We start from the raw sequence: 17,250 nt of genomic DNA on the forward strand, positions 1-17,250 counted from the left end.
CCGCGTTATGGAGCCATAACGCGTTCTGAGGGCGGCTCCGCGCGCGTTATGGAGCCATAACGCGTTCTTCTAGGTCGGTCAAGCAGTGAGGTACTCGCCCTCGTCGAGGGTGGAGGTGCGGCGGCGGTACTCGAGCATCGTGCCGGGCCAGTTGTTGGTGATCCGGCCCGAGTCGGTGCGGTACCAGCTCACGCACTCCGTCCACACGCTGTCCGTGAGCCGCGACTGCATCTCGGTGTCGTAGGCGGTGGCGGCGCCGGGCCGCACCTCCAGCGAGCGCGTTCCGGTGGCGAGCCGCCGGATGCCTTCGCGGGCGTAGCGGATCTGGCACTCGAGCATGTGCACGATCGAGCCCGAGCCGACGTTGGTGTTGGGGCCGTAGAGCAGGAACAGGTTGGGGAAGCCGGGCACGGTGATACCCAGGTGCGCCCGCGCCCCCTCACGCCACTCCTCGGACAGCTCGCGGCCCTCCCGGCCCACCACCCGCATCGGTGCCAGGAAGTCCTGGGTGCGGAAGCCGGTCCCGAAGATGACGACGTCGGCCGGGTACAGCGTGCCGTCGGCGGCGACCACGCCCTCCTCGGTCACCTCGGAGATCTTCTCGGTGACGACGTCGACGTTCGGCCGGGCGAGCGCGCGGAACCAGTCGGAGGAGATCAGCACCCGCTTGCAGCCGACGGGGTAGTCGGGCGCGACGCGGTCGCGCAGCTCCGCGTCGGGGACCTGCAGCCGCAGCTGGGCGCGGTGCAGCAGGCCGAAGGTCGAGGCGAAGGGCCTGATCGCGGTGAAGCCGAGCGCGCCGAACTCGAAGAACCCGGCCCAGAACGTCCGCGCGGCCCGGCTCCAGCCGCGGAACCGCAAGGAGAAGGCCCGCGGGCCGTACGGGCGGTCCAGCTTGGGGATGACGTACGGCGCCGAGCGCTGGAACACGGTGACCTGCGCGGCGTCGGGGGCGATCGCCGGCACGAACTGGATGGCGCTGGCCCCCGTCCCGACGACCGCGACCCGCTTGCCGCGGAGGTCGACCGAGTCGTCCCAGCGCGCGGAGTGGAAGACCGGCCCGGGGAAGCGCTCGATCCCGGGCAGGTCGGGCGTTGCGGGCTGCGAGAGCTGCCCGCACGCCGCCACCAGGGCCTCGGCCTCCAGGTCCCCGCCGCTGGTCCGGATCCGCCAGACGGCGGCGTCGTCGTCCCACCTGGCGTCCGTGACCTCGGTGCCGAGCTTGATGTCCCGCTCCAGGTCATGGTCGGCCGCCACGCTCTGCAGGTAGCGCAGGATGTCCGGCTGCGGGGCGAAGCGACGGCTCCAGTCCCCGGGAGCGAACGAGTACGAGTACAGGTTCGACGGGACGTCGCAGGCCGCACCCGGGTAGGTGTTGTCCCGCCAGACCCCGCCGACCTGCGGCGCCTTCTCCAGGACGGTGACGTCGGCGAGGTCGTCCTCGCGCAGGGCGACGCCCATGCCGATCCCGCCGAAGCCGGCGCCGACGACCGCGACCCGCACCCGCCGGTCCGCCACGTCGCGCCGCAGGGCCGCCCCGAGCTCCCGCAGGTCCGCGTGGGCCCGCCCGAGCAGCCCGGCCTCCAGGACGTGGTCGTGCCACATGCCCTCGGCGCGCGTGTACGTGACCGTCCCGCCGGCCGCGCGGACCCGCTCGACCAGCCGGTCGGCGTCGCCCACCAGGACCTCGTCCGCCCCGGCGACGACGTGCAGCGGCGGCAGGCCGGACAGGTCGGCCTCCAGCGGCCGCAGCTCCGGGTCGACGGCCTCGCCCCCGCGCAGGTACGACCGCTTGCCCTCGCGCAGCAGGCCCGGCCCCAGCATCGCGTCCCGCCCGGTGTTGCGGGCGATGGCCGGGTCGGTGAGGTCGAGGTCCAGCCAGGGGGAGATCAGCCCGACGCTCCCGGGCAGCGGCAGGCCCGTCGCACGCAGCCGCAGGAGCAGGGCCACGGCCAGTCCGCCGCCCGCGGAATCTCCGGCGAGGGCGATGCGTTGTGACTGGTGTCCCGCGTCGAGGAGCGCCCGGTAGGCGCGCTCGGCGTCGTCGAGCGCGGCGGGGTGCGGATGTTCGGGCGCCAGCCGGTAGTCCAGCAGGTGCACCGTCCCGCCGCTCGCCTCGGCCAGCCACGCCCCGAGCGATCGGTGCGAGGCGGGGGAGCCGACCACGTAGCCGCCGCCGTGCAGGAAGAGCACGGGGCGGTCGTCGCGGCTGCCGGGGACCGACACGCGGACCGACGGCCGGCCGCCGAGCGACGAGGGGGTGGAGCGGGTGCCACGGGGCACGGGGAGCAGTCGGCCCTGGAGGTCGACGAGCGCCCGCGAGACCGGGATCGGCAGCCGGGGCGAGAGTGCGGGGGCCACGAGCAACCGGGTGGCGGCCCGGACGGCGGCGCACGGCAGTGTGAGGCGCATGATCGAACCGTAGGGTCGCGCCACGGGCCCGCGGACCGGGGCGGCCGGGGCAACGGCGGCCCGCGCGGGCCAGGCCGGTGACCGGGGCGTCCGCAGGTCGTCGACGTGCGACGAGCGCGGGTCGATCTGCGACGAGCGGGTGAGCCTGCTTGCGTCGGCGTACGGGCTGCGGCAGCCTCCCAGGCGACGCGCGAGTGGCCCGGAGATGGCCGGCGGAAGGCCCGCAGGCCCCGCCGCGGCCCCTGGGCGGACCCGTTTTGACCCTCGTCAGACGGGCCGCGTACCCTTGGGACCTGCGCGCGATCACGCGTGCCCTCGTCCGTCCTGGACGCCTCCGCGGAGTTCCCCGACTCCGGGCCGGTGCGCAGGGCGCGACACGCCCGACCTCGCGGTCCGGCGGGCCGGGGTGGAAGCGGCCCGTGACCACGATCGGGCGGCGCACGACCGCCCGCCCGGGCAGCCGCACGGGCGAGACACCTGAGCATCACGAGTAGGGAAGAAGCAGAGGGTTCATGCCCACGATCCAGCAGTTGGTCCGCAAGGGCCGCGAGGACAAGGTCGCGAAGACCAAGACCGCCGCGCTCAAGGGCTCGCCCCAGCGCCGCGGGGTCTGCACGCGCGTCTACACCACGACCCCGAAGAAGCCGAACTCCGCACTGCGGAAGGTCGCTCGCGTCAAGCTGAGCAGCGGCATCGAGGTCACCGCGTACATCCCCGGCGAGGGCCACAACCTGCAGGAGCACAGCATCGTGCTCGTCCGCGGCGGCCGCGTGAAGGACCTGCCGGGAGTCCGGTACAAGGTCATCCGCGGGTCGCTCGACACCCAGGGTGTGAAGAACCGGAAGCAGTCCCGTAGCCGCTACGGCGCCAAGAAGGAGAAGAGCTGATGCCTCGTAAGGGCCCCGCCCCGAAGCGGCCGCTGGTCTCCGACCCGGTCTACAGCTCGCCCCTCGTGACGCAGCTGATCAACAAGGTGCTGAAGGACGGCAAGCGCTCGCTCGCCGAGCGGATCGTGTACGCCGCGCTCGAGGGCACCCGCGAGAAGACCGGCACCGACCCGGTCGTCACGCTCAAGCGCGCGCTGGACAACGTCAAGCCGGCCCTCGAGGTCCGCAGCCGCCGTGTCGGTGGCGCGACCTACCAGGTTCCGGTCGAGGTCCGCGCCGTCCGGCAGACCACCCTCGGCCTCCGCTGGCTCGTGAGCTACGCCGGCCAGCGTCGCGAGAAGACGATGGTCGAGCGCCTCATGAACGAGCTGCTCGACGCGAGCAACGGCCTCGGCGCCAGCGTGAAGCGGCGCGAGGACATGCACAAGATGGCGGAGTCCAACAAGGCCTTCGCCCACTACCGCTGGTGACGGGCCGACCGTCCGCGCCAACCTTTTCCCAGGGGAAGTGAGCTGAACGTGGCACGGGACGTGCTGACGGACCTGACGAAGGTCCGCAACATCGGCATCATGGCGCACATCGACGCCGGCAAGACCACCACCACCGAGCGGATCCTGTACTACACCGGGATCAACTACAAGATCGGTGAGGTCCACGACGGCGCCGCCACGATGGACTGGATGGAGGAGGAGCAGAAGCGCGGCATCACGATCACGTCCGCCGCGACGACCTGCTTCTGGAAAGACCACCAGATCAACATCATCGACACGCCCGGCCACGTCGACTTCACCGTCGAGGTGGAGCGCTCGCTGCGCGTGCTCGACGGCGCGGTCGCGGTCTTCGACGGCAAGGAGGGGGTCGAGCCGCAGTCCGAGCAGGTCTGGCGGCAGGCCACCAAGTACGACGTCCCCCGCATCTGCTTCGTCAACAAGATGGACAAGCTGGGCGCGGACTTCTACTTCACCGTCGGCACGATCCAGGACCGGCTCGCGGCCAAGCCGCTGCCGCTCCAGCTGCCGATCGGCTCGGAGAGCGAGTTCATCGGCGTCGTCGACCTGGTCGAGATGCGCGCGCTGACCTGGCGTGGCGACGTCCAGAAGGGCGAGGACTACGCCGTCGAGGAGATCCCGGCCGACCTGCAGGAGAAGGCGGAGGAGTACCGCACCGCCCTTCTCGAGGCCGTCGCCGAGACCGACGACGAGCTCATGGAGATCTACCTCGGCGGCGAGGAGCTCACCGTCGAGCAGATCAAGGCCGGCGTCCGGCAGATCGTGAAGGACCGCTCGGCGTACCCGGTGCTCTGCGGCTCCGCGTTCAAGAACAAGGGCGTCCAGCCCATGCTCGACGCGGTGATCGACTACCTGCCGTCGCCGTACGACGTGCCGCCGGTCGAGGGCACGCTGACGGACGGGGAGACCCCGGCCAGCCGCAAGCCCTCGAAGGAGGAGCCCTTCTCGGCGCTCGCCTTCAAGATCGCCGCGCACCCGTTCTTCGGCAAGCTGACCTACGTCCGGGTGTACTCGGGCCGGGTCGCCGCGGGCTCCCAGGTCATCAACTCGACCAAGGACCGCAAGGAGCGCATCGGGAAGCTCTTCCAGATGCACGCCAACAAGGAGAACCCGGTCGACGAGGCCCTGGCCGGCCACATCTACGCGGTCATCGGCCTGAAGGACACGACCACCGGCGACACGCTCAGCGACCCGCAGGCACCGATCGTGCTCGAGTCGATGACGTTCCCGGACCCGGTCATCCAGGTCGCGGTCGAGCCGAAGACCAAGGCGGACCAGGAGAAGCTCTCCACGGCGATCCAGAAGCTCGCCGAGGAGGACCCGACCTTCCAGGTCTCGCTGGACGACGAGACCGGGCAGACGATCATCGCCGGCATGGGCGAGCTCCACCTCGAGGTGCTCGTCAACCGGATGAAGAGCGACTTCAAGGTCGAGGCGAACATCGGTAAGCCGCAGGTGGCCTACCGGGAGACGATCCGCAAGACCGTCGACAAGTACGAGTACACGCACAAGAAGCAGACCGGTGGGTCGGGGCAGTTCGCCCGGGTCATCATCAAGCTGGAGCCGCTCGACACGGCGGACGGTGCGCTGTACGAGTTCGAGAACAAGGTCACCGGTGGTCGCGTGCCGCGGGAGTACATCCCGTCCGTCGACGCCGGCGCGCAGGACGCCATGCAGTACGGCGTGCTCGCGGGCTACCCCCTCACGGGGATCAAGCTGACCCTGCTCGACGGTCAGTACCACGAGGTCGACTCGTCCGAGATGGCGTTCAAGGTCGCCGGCTCGATGGCCCTCAAGGAGGCCGCGCGCCAGGCGTCCCCCGCCATCCTCGAGCCGATGATGGCGGTCGAGGTCACCACGCCCGAGGACTACATGGGCGACGTGATCGGCGACCTCAACTCCCGCCGCGGCCAGATCCAGGCCATGGAGGAGCGGGCGGGCGCCCGCGTCGTCAAGGCGCTGGTCCCGCTCTCGGAGATGTTCGGCTACGTCGGCGACCTCCGGTCGCGGACCCAGGGCCGGGCGAACTACACGATGGTGTTCGACAGCTACGCCGAGGTCCCCTCGAACGTCGCCAAGGAGATCATCGCGAAGGCGACCGGCGAGTAAGTCCGGACCGCTCGCGAGGCGCGGTCCGCGGACGGGTAGGGTCACCCGCCTGTTCGCGGCCCGCACCTCGAAACCCCCAGACCTGCCGTCAGCACGGCGGAGAAGAAGATCAAGTCCAGGAGGACACTGCAGTGGCGAAGGCGAAGTTCGAGCGGACCAAGCCGCACGTCAACATCGGCACCATCGGTCACATCGACCACGGCAAGACCACGCTGACGGCGGCCATCACCAAGGTTCTGCACGACAAGTACCCGGACCTCAACGAGGCCTCGGCGTTCGAGAACATCGACAAGGCGCCCGAGGAGCGCCAGCGCGGTATCACGATCTCCATCGCGCACGTCGAGTACCAGACCGAGAAGCGGCACTACGCGCACGTGGACTGCCCCGGTCACGCCGACTACATCAAGAACATGATCACCGGTGCGGCGCAGATGGACGGCGCCATCCTGGTGGTCGCGGCGACCGACGGCCCGATGCCGCAGACGCGTGAGCACGTGCTGCTCGCCCGCCAGGTCGGCGTGCCCTACATCGTGGTCGCGCTGAACAAGGCCGACATGGTCGACGACGAGGAGATCCTCGAGCTCGTCGAGCTCGAGGTCCGTGAGCTCCTGTCCTCGCAGGAGTACCCGGGCGACGACCTCCCGATCGTCCGCGTCTCGGCGCTCAAGGCCCTCGAGGGCGACGCCGAGTGGGGCGCCAAGCTCCTCGAGCTGATGGACGCCGTCGACGAGGCGATCCCGGAGCCGGAGCGCGACACCGACAAGCCGTTCCTCATGCCGGTCGAGGACGTCTTCACGATCACCGGTCGCGGCACGGTCGTCACGGGCCGTATCGAGCGCGGCATCGTGAAGGTCAACGAGACCGTCGAGATCGTCGGCATCCGCGAGAAGTCGACCTCGACCACCGTCACCGGTGTCGAGATGTTCCGCAAGATCCTCGACGAGGGTCGTGCGGGCGAGAACGTCGGCCTCCTGCTCCGCGGCATCAAGCGCGAGGACGTCGAGCGCGGCCAGGTCGTCGTGAAGCCGGGCTCCATCACGCCGCACACCGAGTTCGAGGGCCAGGTCTACATCCTGGGCAAGGACGAGGGCGGCCGGCACACGCCGTTCTTCAACAACTACCGTCCGCAGTTCTACTTCCGGACGACGGACGTGACCGGCGTGGTGACCCTCCCGCAGGGCACCGAGATGGTCATGCCGGGTGACAACACCACCATGAGCGTTCAGCTGATCCAGCCGATCGCCATGGAGGAGGGCCTGCAGTTCGCCATCCGCGAGGGTGGTCGGACCGTCGGCGCCGGCCAGGTCACCAAGATCACCAAGTAAGACCCCTTCCGCGGCCCGTGGACCCCTGTGGTCCACGGGCCGCACCCCGGTCGAGGGCCACCCGAACCGGTGTGGCATCCTTGACGGGTTGCGCGCGGACGGCGGGCACACGGCAGCCGGGATCTCCCGGGACTCCGTGAGTCGTCGGAAGCGCCGACCCCGGATCGACAGGCGACCCCCCTGGGGGAAGCGGTGACCCGGGGACCGGTATGCGGGTAGCAGGGCGACACGCCCGACCTCGTGGACCGGAGCCCAGTGGGTGAGACCTGAACAGAGCGCGGACGCCCGGTCCGCATCGGATGCCCGAGTCCGCACGGACTCGCGCGCGTCGGTGCCGGTGGTTGCGACGTAGAGCTGGTCGGGGCTCCCCTCGGGGCGGGACACCCGGAGACACCGTGAAGCAGCGGCAGGAAGAAGAGGACGACCCACGACCATGGCGGGACAGAAGATCCGCATCAGGCTCAAGGCCTACGACCACGAGGCAATCGACGCGTCTGCTCGCAAGATCGTGGAGACGGTGACGCGTACCGGTGCTCGTGTCGTCGGTCCGGTGCCGCTGCCGACCGAGAAGAACGTGTACTGCGTCATCCGCTCGCCGCACAAGTACAAGGACTCGCGCGAGCACTTCGAGATGCGCACGCACAAGCGGCTGATCGACATCCTCGACCCGACGCCGAAGACGGTCGACGCGCTCATGCGCATCGACCTGCCGGCCAGCGTCGACGTCAACATCCAGTAGGGCACCGATGAGCGACAGGCAGATCACCGGGATCCTGGGCCGGAAGCTCGGGATGACCCAGGTATTCGACGAGAACAACCGGGTGGTTCCGGTCACCGTGGTCCAGGCCGGGCCCAACGTCGTGACGCAGATCCGCTCGCAGGAGAAGGACGGGTACGAGGCGGTCCAGCTCGCCTTCGGTGCGGTCGACCCGCGCCGGGTGAACAAGCCGGAGACCGGGCACTTCGCGAAGGCCGGCGTGACCCCGCGCCGCTTCACCGTCGAGCTGCGCACGACGGACGCCGCGAGCTACGAGCTCGGCCAGGAGATCACCGCCGAGGCCTTCGAGGCCGGTGCCGTGGTCGACGTCGTCGGCACCACCAAGGGCAAGGGCACCGCGGGTGTCATGAAGCGCCACGGCTTCAAGGGCCTCGGCGCCTCGCACGGCACCCAGCGCAAGCACCGCTCGCCGGGCTCGATCGGTGGTTGTGCCACCCCGGGCCGCGTCTTCAAGGGCGTGCGCATGGCGGGTCGGATGGGTGTCGCCCGGCAGACCACGCAGAACCTGAAGATCCACCGCGTCGACGCCGAGCGCGGGCTGCTGCTGATCAAGGGCGCCGTCCCCGGCCCCCGTGGCGGGCTCGTCGTGGTGAAGAGTGCCGCGAAGGGTGGTGCCCAGTGAGCACCGTCGAGATCAAGGACGCGTCGGGCGCGAAGTCCGGCTCGGTCGAGCTCCCGGACCACGTCTTCGACGTGACCGCGAACGTGCCGTTGATGCACCAGGTCGTCGTGGCCCAGCAGGCCGCGGCCCGCCAGGGCACGCACGACACGAAGACCCGCGGCGAGGTCCGTGGCGGCGGCAAGAAGCCGTACCGCCAGAAGGGCACCGGCCGTGCCCGTCAGGGCTCGACCCGCGCGCCGCAGTTCGCCGGCGGTGGCACCGTCCACGGCCCGACGCCGCGCGACTACAGCCAGCGGACCCCGAAGAAGATGAAGGCCGCCGCGCTGCGCGGCGCACTGTCGGACCGGGCCCGCGCGGGCCTCGTCCACGTCGTCTCCGGGATCGTCGACGGGGACACCCCCTCGACGAAGTCCGCCCGCCAGGCCGTCGCGGCCGTCGCCGGCGCCGACACCCGCGTGCTCGCGGTGGTCGACCGGGACGACTCGGTGAACCTGCTGAGCCTGCGCAACCTGCCGCAGGTCCACCTGATCGCACCGGACCAGCTGAACACGTACGACGTGCTCGTGAACGACGTCGTGCTGTTCACCCAGGCCTCGCTGGACGCGTTCCTGGCCGGTCCGGTCGCGGTCAAGACCAAGCGTGCCGAGCGTGCGGAGAAGGAGGAGGGCAAGTGATCCCCGACCCGCGCGACATCCTGCTCGCGCCGGTGGTGTCCGAGAAGAGCTACTCGCTGCTCGACGAGAAGCAGTACACCTTCCTCGTCCACCCCGACGCGAACAAGACCCAGATCAAGATCGCCGTGGAGCAGGTGTTCGGGGTGAAGGTCGTCAGCGTGAACACGCTGAACCGCCCCGGGAAGCGGAAGCGCTCGCGCACCGGCTACGGCAAGCGCAAGGACACCAAGCGCGCGATCGTCACGCTCTCCGCGGAGAGCAAGGACATCGACGTGTTCGGTGCCCGGGCGAGCTGAGGGAGCGAGCTGACCCATGGGTATCCGTAAGTACAAGCCGACGACTCCCGGCCGCCGCGGTTCCAGCGTCTCCGACTTCGCGGAGATCACCCGCGACACCCCGGAGAAGTCCCTGATCCGTCCGCTGCACGGCAAGGGCGGCCGCAACGCGCACGGCAAGGTCACCACCCGCCACCAGGGCGGCGGCCACAAGCGCGCGTACCGCTTGATCGACTTCCGGCGGAACGACAAGGACGGCATCCCGGCCAAGGTCGCGCACATCGAGTACGACCCCAACCGGACGTCCCGCATCGCGCTGCTGCACTACGCCGACGGCGAGAAGCGCTACATCATCGCGCCGGCGCGGCTCAAGCAGGGCGACAAGGTCGAGGCCGGCCCGAAGGCCGACATCAAGGTCGGCAACAACCTGCCGCTGCGCAACATCCCGACCGGCACCGTGGTGCACGCGATCGAGCTCCGCCCCGGTGGCGGCGCGAAGATCGCCCGCTCCGCCGGGTCGAGCGTGCAGCTGGTGGCGAAGGACGGCCCGTACGCGCAGTTGCGCATGCCGTCCGGCGAGATCCGCAACGTCGACGTGCGCTGCCGCGCCACCGTCGGCGAGGTGGGCAACGCCGAGCACTCCAACATCAACTGGGGCAAGGCCGGCCGCATGCGGTGGAAGGGCAAGCGCCCGACCGTCCGCGGTGTCGCCATGAACCCGGTCGACCACCCGCACGGTGGTGGTGAGGGGAAGACCTCCGGTGGCCGCCACCCGGTCAACCCCGCGGGCAAGCCCGAGGGCCGCACCCGCCGCACCAAGCCGTCCGACAAGTTGATCGTCCGCCGGCGTCGTACCGGCAAGAAGCGCTGAGCAGGGAGGTTAAGACATGCCGCGCAGCCTGAAGAAGGGCCCGTTCGTGGACGACCACCTGCTCAAGAAGGTGGACGCCCTCAACGAGTCCGGCAAGAAGACCGTCATCCGGACCTGGTCCCGACGGTCCACCATCATCCCGGACATGATCGGCCACACGATCGCGGTGCACGACGGCCGCAAGCACGTGCCGGTGTTCGTGTCCGACTCGATGGTCGGCCACAAGCTGGGGGAGTTCGCTCCCACCCGCACGTTCCGTGGCCACATCAGGGACGACCGCAAGGCGCGCAGGCGCTGAGGCGGACCGAGTAGCGACCAAGGAGAGGTGGAGAAACAGCATGGCTGACACAGCCAGCAGCACCGCCGACGCCGCGCTCGAGCCCGCTCGTGCGCTCGCGAAGGCCCGGTTCGTGCGGATGTCGCCGACCAAGTGCCGTCGTGTCGTGGACCTGGTCCGCGGCCTGCCGGTGAACGAGGCGCTGGCGATCCTGCGGTACTCGCCGCAGGCCGCCGCGGAGCCGGTGGCGAAGGTCGTGGCGAGCGCCGCGGCCAACGCCGAGAACAACTTCGACATGGACCCGGAGACCCTCGTGGTCGCCGTCGCCATGGTCGACGAGGGGCCGACGCTCAAGCGCATCCGGCCGCGGGCCCAGGGCCGCGCGTACCGGATCCGCAAGCGGACGAGCCACATCACCATCGAGGTCGAGTCCGCGCCCGCGAAGGCCGGCCGTTCCCGTGGTGCGAAGGGGAGGGCCCGCTGATGGGGCAGAAGATCAACCCGCACGGCTTCCGCCTGGGCATCACCACGGACTGGAAGTCGCGCTGGTACGCCGACAAGCAGTACGCGGAGTACGTGAAGGAGGACGTCGAGATCCGCCGCATGCTCTCCAAGGGCATGGAGCGGGCCGGCATCTCCAAGGTCGAGATCGAGCGGACCCGGGACCGTGTGCGGGTGGACATCCACACCGCCCGCCCGGGCATCGTGATCGGCCGGCGCGGCGCCGAGGCCGACCGCATCCGCGGCAACCTCGAGAAGCTGACCAAGAAGCAGGTCCAGCTCAACATCCTCGAGGTCAAGAACTCCGAGTCGGACGCACAGCTCGTGGCGCAGGGCGTCGCCGAGCAGCTGTCCAACCGCGTGGCCTTCCGCCGCGCGATGCGCAAGGCCATCCAGTCGGCCATGCGCTCGCCGCAGGTGAAGGGCATCCGGGTGCAGTGCTCCGGCCGCCTCGGCGGCGCGGAGATGTCGCGCTCCGAGTTCTACCGCGAGGGTCGCGTCCCGCTGCACACGCTGCGCGCGGACATCGACTACGGCCTGTTCGAGGCCCGGACGACCTTCGGCCGCATCGGCGTGAAGGTCTGGATCTACAAGGGCGACGTCGTCGGCGGCCGCCGCGAGAACGCCCCCGCCGCCGAGGCGCCGGGCCGCGGACCGCGTCGCGAGCGTCCGGCCCGCCGTCGATCCGGAGCCTCGGGCACGACCGCGACCAGCACCGACGCCGGGCGTGCGGCTGCCGAGCAGTCGGGTGGCACCGCCACCGCGACCGCTGCGCCGTCGGAGGCCCCGGCCTCGAGCAACGGGGAGAACTGAGCCATGCTGATCCCCCGCAAGGTGAAGCACCGCAAGCAGCACCGTCCGCACCGGACGGGGATGTCGACCGGTGGCACCCGGGTCACGTTCGGCGAGTTCGGGATCCAGGCGCTGGAGCCCGCCTACGTCACCAACCGCCAGATCGAGTCGGCGCGTATCGCGATCAACCGGCACATCAAGCGTGGTGGCAAGGTCTGGATCAACGTCTTCCCGGACCGTCCGCTGACCAAGAAGCCCGCCGAGACCCGCATGGGTTCCGGTAAGGGCTCCCCCGAGAAGTGGGTGACCAACGTCAAGCCCGGCCGGGTGCTCTTCGAGATGAGCTACCCGAACGAGGCTCTCGCGCGGGAGGCCCTGCGCCGCGCCATCCACAAGCTGCCCATGAAGTGCCGGATCGTGACCCGTGAGGGTGGTGACATCTGATGGCGGCCACCACTGCTGCCGAGCTGCGTGAGCTGACCGACGAGGAGCTCGTGCTGCGGGTCAAGGAGGCCAAGGAGGAGCTGTTCAACCTCCGCTTCCAGATGGCGACCGGGCAGCTGGACAACAACCGGCGGCTGCGTACCGTCCGGCACGACATCGCGCGGATCTACACGGTCATGCGCGAGCGCGAGCTGGGCCTCTCGGCCGCCCCGAGCGACAACGAGGGCGCGGCATGAGCGAGAAGACTCAGGAGCAGCGCGGGGAGCGGAAGGTCCGCGAGGGCCTGGTCGTGTCCGACAAGATGGACAAGACCATCGTGGTCACCCTCGAGGACCGCGTGAAGCACCCGCTGTACGGCAAGGTCATCCGGCGGACCAGCAAGGTCAAGGCGCACGACGAGGCCAACACGGCCGGCGTCGGCGACCGCGTCCGGCTGATGGAGACCCGGCCGCTGTCCGCCACCAAGCGGTGGCGGCTGGTCGAGATCCTGGAGAAGGCGAAGTGATCCAGCAGGAGTCGCGGCTGCGCGTCGCCGACAACACCGGTGCCAAGGAGATCCTGTGCATCCGGGTGCTGGGCGGTTCGGCGCGACGCTACGCGGGGATCGGCGACACCATCGTCGCCACCGTCAAGGAGGCCATCCCCGCGGCCGGCGTGAAGCGCGGTGACGTCGTCAAGGCGGTCATCGTGCGCACGGTCAAGGAGAAGCGCCGCCCGGACGGCAGCTACATCCGGTTCGACGAGAACGCCGCCGTCCTGATCAAGGACAACGGTGAGCCGCGGGGGACCCGTATCTTCGGCCCGGTCGGCCGCGAGCTCCGTGACCGCCGGTTCATGAAGATCATCTCCCTCGCCCCGGAGGTGCTGTAGAGCATGAAGGTCAAGAAGGGCGACACGGTCCTCGTCATCGCCGGCAAGGACAAGGGCGCGAAGGGCAAGGTCATCCAGGCCTACCCGGACCGCGACCGCGTCCTCGTCGAGGGCGTGAACCGTATCAAGAAGCACACGCGGGTGAGCCAGAACCAGCGGGGCGCGCAGTCCGGCGGGATCGTCACCCAGGAGGCGCCCATCCACGTCTCGAACGTGATGGTCGTCGACTCCGACGGGAAGCCGACCCGTGTCGGCAAGAAGCTCGTCGAGTCCGAGGACGGCGGCAAGGCCAGACGCGTCCGGATCTCCCGCAAGTCCGGGAAGGAGATCTGATGACCACCACGGAGAAGGTCAACCCGCGCCTCAAGCAGCGCTACGTCGACGAGATCAAGGGCGAGCTGCAGAAGCAGTTCTCCTACGGCAACGTCATGCAGATCCCCGGCGTCGTGAAGGTCGTCGTGAACATGGGCGTCGGCGACGCCGCCCGTGACTCGAAGCTGATCGACGGCGCCGTGCGGGACCTGGCCACCATCACCGGCCAGAAGCCGCAGGTCCGGCGGGCCACCAAGTCCATCGCGCAGTTCAAGCTGCGCGAGGGCATGCCGATCGGCGCGAAGGTCACCCTGCGCAACGACCGGATGTGGGAGTTCCTGGACCGGCTGCTGACGATCGCGCTGCCGCGTATCCGCGACTTCCGCGGCCTCTCGCCGAACCAGTTCGACGGGCGGGGCAACTACACGTTCGGTCTCACGGAGCAGTCCATGTTCCACGAGATCGACCCGGACTCGATCGACCGGCCGCGTGGCATGGACATCACCGTCGTGACCACCGCGACCACGGACGAGGAAGGCCGGGCGCTCCTGCGCCAGCTCGGCTTCCCCTTCAAGGAGAACTGAGAGATGGCGAAGAAGGCGCTTCGCATCAAGGCGGAGAAGACCCCCAAGTTCAAGGTCCGCGGCTACACCCGCTGCCAGAAGTGCGGGCGTCCGCGCGCGGTCCTGCGCAAGTTCGGCCTCTGCCGCGTGTGCGTCCGCGAGATGGCACACGCCGGCGAGCTGCCGGGCGTCAGCAAGAGCAGCTGGTAATCACTCAGCTGTCGTTTCGTTCGCCGCAGGCCCCCCGTGAGTCACGGGGGGAACCACGGCGGGAAAGAGACACCACACCATGACGATGACCGATCCGATCGCAGACATGCTCACGCGTCTGCGGAACGCGAACTCGGCCTATCACGACCAGGTCGTGATGCCGCACTCCAAGCTGAAGGTCGCCATTGCGGAGATCCTGCAGAAGGAGGGCTACATCGCGAGCCACCACACCGAGGACGCCGAGGTCGGCAAGTCCCTGGTGATCGAGCTGAAGTACGGGCGCAACCGCGAGCGCAGCGTCGCGGGCCTGCGCCGGGTCTCGAAGCCGGGCCTGCGGGTCTACGCGAAGTCGACCAACCTGCCGCGCGTTCTCGGCGGCCTGGGCATCGCGATCATCTCGACGAGCCAGGGCCTCCTCACGGACAAGCAGGCCTACCGGAGCGGCGTGGGCGGGGAAGTCCTCGCCTACGTCTGGTGAGAAGGGAGTAGAGCGATGTCCCGCATCGGGAAGCTGCCGATCACCGTGCCGTCCGGCGTCGACGTGACCATCGAGGGCCGCACGGTCACCGTCAAGGGGCCCAAGGGCACCCTGTCGCACACCGTCATCGCGCCGATCACGGTCGCGCTGAACGACGGCGTCGTCTCGGTCGAGCGGCCGGACGACGAGCGGAAGACCAAGGCCTACCACGGCCTGTCCCGCACCCTGGTGAGCAACCTCGTCGAGGGCGTCACCAAGGGCTACGAGAAGAAGCTCGAGATCGTCGGTGTCGGTTACCGCGTCGCGCTCAAGGGCTCGAACCTGGAGTTCGCCCTCGGGTTCAGCCACCCCGTCGTCATCCAGCCGCCGGAGGGCATCACCTTCGCCGTCGAGTCGCCCACCAAGTTCTCGGTGAGCGGCATCGACAAGCAGCTGGTGGGCGAGACCGCGGCGAACATCCGCAAGATCCGCAAGCCGGAGCCCTACAAGGGCAAGGGCGTGCGGTACGCCGGCGAGAACGTCCGCCGCAAGGTCGGGAAGACGGGTAAGTAAGCCATGGCCGACACGATTTCTGCGAACGCGAAGAAGCGCACCGCCTCGCGGGTGTCCGCCACCCGCCGCAAGGGGCTGGCCCGCCGGCACGCCCGGCTGCGCAAGAAGATCAGCGGGACGCCGGCGCGTCCGCGGCTGGCCGTCAAGCGCTCCTCGCGCCACCTGCACGTGCAGCTGATCGACGACGTCGCGGGCCACACGCTGGCCGCCGCCTCGTCGCTCGACGCGGACGTGCGCTCGGTCGAGGGCGACAAGAAGGCCAAGGCCGCCAAGGTCGGCGAGCTCATCGCCGACCGGGCCAAGGCCGCCGGTGTCGAGGCCGTCGTGTTCGACCACGGTGGCTTCGGCTACCACGGCCGGATCGCGGCGCTGGCCGACGCCGCCCGCGAGGGAGGCCTGAAGTTCTGATGAACACCAACATGATGGAAGGGACCGTCTGATGCCGGGACGTACGCGGCGCGAAGGCGGTGGCCCGGGCGGTAACGACCGCCGGGACCGCCGCGACGGTGGCCGTGGCGGGGCGGCCCAGGACAAGACCCCGTACATCGAGCGACTCGTCACGATCAACCGCGTGGCCAAGGTCGTGAAGGGTGGTCGTCGCTTCAGCTTCACCGCCCTCATGATCGTCGGCGACGGCGACGGCCTGGTCGGCGTGGGCTACGGCAAGGCCAAGGAGGTGCCGGCCGCGATCGCCAAGGGTGTCGAGGAGGCGAAGAAGAACTTCTTCCGCGTCCCCCGCATCGGCGGCACGATCGTGCACCGCGTCCAGGGTGAGGCGGCCGCGGGCGTGGTCCTGCTCCGCCCGGCCAGCCCCGGTACCGGTGTCATCGCCGGTGGCCCGGTGCGCGCCGTCCTGGAGTGCGCCGGCATCCACGACATCCTGTCGAAGTCGCTGGGTAGCGACAACGCGATCAACATCGTGCACGCCACGGTGGACGCGCTGAAGCAGATCCAGCGGCCCGAGGAGGTCGCGGCCCGCCGTGGCCTGCCCCTCGAGGACGTCGCGCCCGCGTCGATGCTCCGTGCCCGCGCCGAGGCCGCCCAGGCTGCGAGGGTGTGAGCGTCATGGCCGACAAGAAGCTGAGGATCACGCAGGTGAAGTCCGCCATCGGCGGGCAGCGCAACCAGCGTGAGTCGCTGAAGGCCCTCGGCCTGCGCAAGATCCGCCAGTCCCAGGAGTGGCCGGACACGCAGCAGGTCCGCGGGCTCGTCAACACCGTGCGTCACCTCGTGACCGTGGAGGAGGTGTCCTGATGAGCGAGACGATCAAGGTTCACCACCTGCGCCCGGCGCCCGGCGCCAAGACCGCCAAGACCCGCGTCGGTCGCGGTGAGGGCAGCAAGGGCAAGACCGCCGGTCGCGGTACCAAGGGCACCAAGGCCCGGAAGACCGTGTCCCCGGCCTTCGAGGGCGGGCAGATGCCGCTGCACATGCGGCTGCCCAAGCTCAAGGGCTTCAAGAACCGGTTCCGGACCGAGTACCAGGTCGTGAACGTCGGCGACCTGGCGGCCCTCTTCCCGCAGGGCGGCGAGGTCGGCCCGGCCGAGCTCGCCGAGGCCGGTGCGGTCCGCAAGGGCCAGCCGGTCAAGGTCCTCGGCAACGGGGACCTCGACGGTGTCACGCTCACCGTCAGCGCCCACGCCTTCTCCGGCTCCGCCAAGGAGAAGATCGCGGCCGCGGGTGGCACCGCCACCGAGCTCTGACCTGTCCCAGACAGGGCTTCACCCGGCGACGCCGTCCGAGCGGCCCGCCCCCGTCGAGGGGCGGCCGAGCGGGCGGCGTCGTCGCT

At 69.9% G+C, this 17,250-nt stretch carries 26 protein-coding genes; 25 read left to right on the forward strand and 1 reads right to left on the reverse strand.

Features of this window, described 5'->3' with window-relative positions:
* Positions 1-78 precede the first annotated feature (78 nt).
* Complete coding sequence (locus PKE99_RS12100; protein ID WP_197040648.1) at positions 79-2,412, reverse strand: alpha/beta hydrolase fold domain-containing protein; 2,334 nt, start codon at positions 2,410-2,412, stop codon at positions 79-81.
* A 512-nt stretch (positions 2,413-2,924) separates the two neighbouring features.
* Between PKE99_RS12100 and rpsL the strand changes: the two genes are divergently transcribed.
* The 25 genes from rpsL to rplO all read left to right on the forward strand — a co-directional run bounded on the left by rpsL (position 2,925) and on the right by rplO (position 17,164).
* Positions 2,925-3,299 (forward strand): 30S ribosomal protein S12, encoded by a 375-nt coding sequence (rpsL, locus tag PKE99_RS12105; protein ID WP_037046087.1) that lies wholly within the window; start codon positions 2,925-2,927, stop codon positions 3,297-3,299.
* Positions 3,299-3,769: a 30S ribosomal protein S7 gene (gene rpsG, locus PKE99_RS12110; RefSeq protein WP_037046089.1), complete on the forward strand. Its 471-nt coding sequence runs from the start codon at positions 3,299-3,301 to the stop codon at positions 3,767-3,769. Before rpsL ends, rpsG begins: the two co-directional genes overlap by 1 nt.
* Before the next feature lie 48 nt (positions 3,770-3,817).
* The gene (gene fusA / locus PKE99_RS12115) at positions 3,818-5,917 is read left to right on the forward strand and encodes an elongation factor G (RefSeq protein ID WP_037046090.1); all 2,100 of its coding nucleotides are present in this window, start codon (positions 3,818-3,820) and stop codon (positions 5,915-5,917) included.
* Positions 5,918-6,048: 131 nt separating this feature from the next.
* Positions 6,049-7,242, forward strand: a complete 1,194-nt coding sequence (gene tuf / locus PKE99_RS12120) for an elongation factor Tu (RefSeq protein WP_037046092.1) — start codon at positions 6,049-6,051, stop codon at positions 7,240-7,242.
* Between the two features lie 433 nt (positions 7,243-7,675).
* Positions 7,676-7,981, forward strand: coding sequence for a 30S ribosomal protein S10 (rpsJ, locus tag PKE99_RS12125; RefSeq protein WP_003938093.1), 306 nt, complete (start codon positions 7,676-7,678; stop codon positions 7,979-7,981).
* Between the two features lie 7 nt (positions 7,982-7,988).
* Positions 7,989-8,642: a 50S ribosomal protein L3 gene (gene rplC / locus PKE99_RS12130; protein ID WP_037046096.1), complete on the forward strand. Its 654-nt coding sequence runs from the start codon at positions 7,989-7,991 to the stop codon at positions 8,640-8,642.
* Positions 8,639-9,316: a 50S ribosomal protein L4 gene (gene rplD, locus PKE99_RS12135; protein WP_037046097.1), complete on the forward strand. Its 678-nt coding sequence runs from the start codon at positions 8,639-8,641 to the stop codon at positions 9,314-9,316. The genes rplC and rplD overlap by 4 nt, the downstream gene beginning before the upstream one ends.
* A complete protein-coding gene (gene rplW, locus PKE99_RS12140; RefSeq protein ID WP_037046098.1) occupies positions 9,313-9,612 on the forward strand; it encodes a 50S ribosomal protein L23 in 300 nt (99 codons plus the stop codon). Before rplD ends, rplW begins: the two co-directional genes overlap by 4 nt.
* A 16-nt stretch (positions 9,613-9,628) precedes the next feature.
* The gene (rplB, locus tag PKE99_RS12145; RefSeq protein WP_037046100.1) at positions 9,629-10,462 is read left to right on the forward strand and encodes a 50S ribosomal protein L2; all 834 of its coding nucleotides are present in this window, start codon (positions 9,629-9,631) and stop codon (positions 10,460-10,462) included.
* A 16-nt stretch (positions 10,463-10,478) separates the two neighbouring features.
* Positions 10,479-10,760 carry a 30S ribosomal protein S19 gene (gene rpsS, locus PKE99_RS12150; protein ID WP_037046102.1) on the forward strand — a complete coding sequence of 94 codons (282 nt, stop codon included), beginning with the start codon at positions 10,479-10,481 and terminating at the stop codon, positions 10,758-10,760.
* A gap of 40 nt (positions 10,761-10,800) precedes the next feature.
* Complete coding sequence (gene rplV, locus PKE99_RS12155) at positions 10,801-11,223, forward strand: 50S ribosomal protein L22 (RefSeq protein ID WP_037046103.1); 423 nt, start codon at positions 10,801-10,803, stop codon at positions 11,221-11,223.
* Positions 11,223-12,053: a 30S ribosomal protein S3 gene (rpsC, locus tag PKE99_RS12160; protein WP_037046104.1), complete on the forward strand. Its 831-nt coding sequence runs from the start codon at positions 11,223-11,225 to the stop codon at positions 12,051-12,053. Before rplV ends, rpsC begins: the two co-directional genes overlap by 1 nt.
* A gap of 3 nt (positions 12,054-12,056) precedes the next feature.
* Positions 12,057-12,476, forward strand: a complete 420-nt coding sequence (gene rplP / locus PKE99_RS12165; protein ID WP_037046105.1) for a 50S ribosomal protein L16 — start codon at positions 12,057-12,059, stop codon at positions 12,474-12,476.
* Positions 12,476-12,712, forward strand: coding sequence for a 50S ribosomal protein L29 (rpmC, locus tag PKE99_RS12170; RefSeq protein WP_037046106.1), 237 nt, complete (start codon positions 12,476-12,478; stop codon positions 12,710-12,712). The genes rplP and rpmC overlap by 1 nt, the downstream gene beginning before the upstream one ends.
* The gene (rpsQ, locus tag PKE99_RS12175; RefSeq protein WP_037046108.1) at positions 12,709-12,981 is read left to right on the forward strand and encodes a 30S ribosomal protein S17; all 273 of its coding nucleotides are present in this window, start codon (positions 12,709-12,711) and stop codon (positions 12,979-12,981) included. The genes rpmC and rpsQ overlap by 4 nt, the downstream gene beginning before the upstream one ends.
* Positions 12,978-13,346, forward strand: coding sequence for a 50S ribosomal protein L14 (rplN, locus tag PKE99_RS12180; RefSeq protein ID WP_037046109.1), 369 nt, complete (start codon positions 12,978-12,980; stop codon positions 13,344-13,346). The genes rpsQ and rplN overlap by 4 nt, the downstream gene beginning before the upstream one ends.
* A 3-nt stretch (positions 13,347-13,349) precedes the next feature.
* Positions 13,350-13,679, forward strand: a complete 330-nt coding sequence (gene rplX, locus PKE99_RS12185; RefSeq protein ID WP_037046110.1) for a 50S ribosomal protein L24 — start codon at positions 13,350-13,352, stop codon at positions 13,677-13,679.
* On the forward strand, positions 13,679-14,242 hold the full coding sequence (gene rplE, locus PKE99_RS12190) for a 50S ribosomal protein L5 (protein ID WP_037046112.1): 564 nt from the start codon (positions 13,679-13,681) through the stop codon (positions 14,240-14,242). Before rplX ends, rplE begins: the two co-directional genes overlap by 1 nt.
* Before the next feature lie 3 nt (positions 14,243-14,245).
* Entirely contained in the window at positions 14,246-14,431 is a 186-nt protein-coding gene (locus tag PKE99_RS12195) for a type Z 30S ribosomal protein S14 (RefSeq protein WP_037046117.1), read from the forward strand.
* A 79-nt stretch (positions 14,432-14,510) separates the two neighbouring features.
* Positions 14,511-14,909: a 30S ribosomal protein S8 gene (gene rpsH, locus PKE99_RS12200; RefSeq protein ID WP_037046119.1), complete on the forward strand. Its 399-nt coding sequence runs from the start codon at positions 14,511-14,513 to the stop codon at positions 14,907-14,909.
* A gap of 15 nt (positions 14,910-14,924) precedes the next feature.
* The gene (gene rplF, locus PKE99_RS12205; RefSeq protein WP_037046120.1) at positions 14,925-15,461 is read left to right on the forward strand and encodes a 50S ribosomal protein L6; all 537 of its coding nucleotides are present in this window, start codon (positions 14,925-14,927) and stop codon (positions 15,459-15,461) included.
* A 3-nt stretch (positions 15,462-15,464) separates the two neighbouring features.
* Positions 15,465-15,869, forward strand: coding sequence for a 50S ribosomal protein L18 (gene rplR / locus PKE99_RS12210; protein WP_037046122.1), 405 nt, complete (start codon positions 15,465-15,467; stop codon positions 15,867-15,869).
* A gap of 31 nt (positions 15,870-15,900) precedes the next feature.
* Positions 15,901-16,521 carry a 30S ribosomal protein S5 gene (gene rpsE, locus PKE99_RS12215; RefSeq protein WP_037046124.1) on the forward strand — a complete coding sequence of 207 codons (621 nt, stop codon included), beginning with the start codon at positions 15,901-15,903 and terminating at the stop codon, positions 16,519-16,521.
* A gap of 5 nt (positions 16,522-16,526) precedes the next feature.
* Positions 16,527-16,715: a 50S ribosomal protein L30 gene (gene rpmD, locus PKE99_RS12220; protein ID WP_037046537.1), complete on the forward strand. Its 189-nt coding sequence runs from the start codon at positions 16,527-16,529 to the stop codon at positions 16,713-16,715.
* Positions 16,715-17,164: a 50S ribosomal protein L15 gene (gene rplO / locus PKE99_RS12225; protein ID WP_037046125.1), complete on the forward strand. Its 450-nt coding sequence runs from the start codon at positions 16,715-16,717 to the stop codon at positions 17,162-17,164. Before rpmD ends, rplO begins: the two co-directional genes overlap by 1 nt.
* Positions 17,165-17,250 lie beyond the last annotated feature (86 nt).

The organism is Pseudonocardia halophobica, assembly GCF_027922425.1.
Taxonomy (GTDB): Bacteria; Actinomycetota; Actinomycetes; order Mycobacteriales; family Pseudonocardiaceae; genus Pseudonocardia; species Pseudonocardia halophobica.

Bases quoted from the DNA above. Each gene is read 5' to 3' on its own strand.
- PKE99_RS12100 (WP_197040648.1), bottom strand. From the start codon at position 2,412: ATGCGCCTCACACTGCCGTGCGCCGCCGTCCGGGCCGCCACCCGGTTG.
- rpsL (WP_037046087.1), top strand. From the start codon at position 2,925: ATGCCCACGATCCAGCAGTTGGTCCGCAAGGGCCGCGAGGACAAGGTC.
- rpsG (WP_037046089.1), top strand. From the start codon at position 3,299: ATGCCTCGTAAGGGCCCCGCCCCGAAGCGGCCGCTGGTCTCCGACCCG.
- rpsJ (WP_003938093.1), top strand. From the start codon at position 7,676: ATGGCGGGACAGAAGATCCGCATCAGGCTCAAGGCCTACGACCACGAG.
- rplC (WP_037046096.1), top strand. From the start codon at position 7,989: ATGAGCGACAGGCAGATCACCGGGATCCTGGGCCGGAAGCTCGGGATG.
- rplB (WP_037046100.1), top strand. From the start codon at position 9,629: ATGGGTATCCGTAAGTACAAGCCGACGACTCCCGGCCGCCGCGGTTCC.
- rpsS (WP_037046102.1), top strand. From the start codon at position 10,479: ATGCCGCGCAGCCTGAAGAAGGGCCCGTTCGTGGACGACCACCTGCTC.
- rplV (WP_037046103.1), top strand. From the start codon at position 10,801: ATGGCTGACACAGCCAGCAGCACCGCCGACGCCGCGCTCGAGCCCGCT.
- rpsC (WP_037046104.1), top strand. From the start codon at position 11,223: ATGGGGCAGAAGATCAACCCGCACGGCTTCCGCCTGGGCATCACCACG.
- rplP (WP_037046105.1), top strand. From the start codon at position 12,057: ATGCTGATCCCCCGCAAGGTGAAGCACCGCAAGCAGCACCGTCCGCAC.
- rpmC (WP_037046106.1), top strand. From the start codon at position 12,476: ATGGCGGCCACCACTGCTGCCGAGCTGCGTGAGCTGACCGACGAGGAG.
- rpsQ (WP_037046108.1), top strand. From the start codon at position 12,709: ATGAGCGAGAAGACTCAGGAGCAGCGCGGGGAGCGGAAGGTCCGCGAG.
- rplX (WP_037046110.1), top strand. From the start codon at position 13,350: ATGAAGGTCAAGAAGGGCGACACGGTCCTCGTCATCGCCGGCAAGGAC.
- rplE (WP_037046112.1), top strand. From the start codon at position 13,679: ATGACCACCACGGAGAAGGTCAACCCGCGCCTCAAGCAGCGCTACGTC.
- PKE99_RS12195 (WP_037046117.1), top strand. From the start codon at position 14,246: ATGGCGAAGAAGGCGCTTCGCATCAAGGCGGAGAAGACCCCCAAGTTC.
- rpsH (WP_037046119.1), top strand. From the start codon at position 14,511: ATGACGATGACCGATCCGATCGCAGACATGCTCACGCGTCTGCGGAAC.
- rplF (WP_037046120.1), top strand. From the start codon at position 14,925: ATGTCCCGCATCGGGAAGCTGCCGATCACCGTGCCGTCCGGCGTCGAC.
- rplR (WP_037046122.1), top strand. From the start codon at position 15,465: ATGGCCGACACGATTTCTGCGAACGCGAAGAAGCGCACCGCCTCGCGG.
- rpsE (WP_037046124.1), top strand. From the start codon at position 15,901: ATGCCGGGACGTACGCGGCGCGAAGGCGGTGGCCCGGGCGGTAACGAC.
- rpmD (WP_037046537.1), top strand. From the start codon at position 16,527: ATGGCCGACAAGAAGCTGAGGATCACGCAGGTGAAGTCCGCCATCGGC.
- rplO (WP_037046125.1), top strand. From the start codon at position 16,715: ATGAGCGAGACGATCAAGGTTCACCACCTGCGCCCGGCGCCCGGCGCC.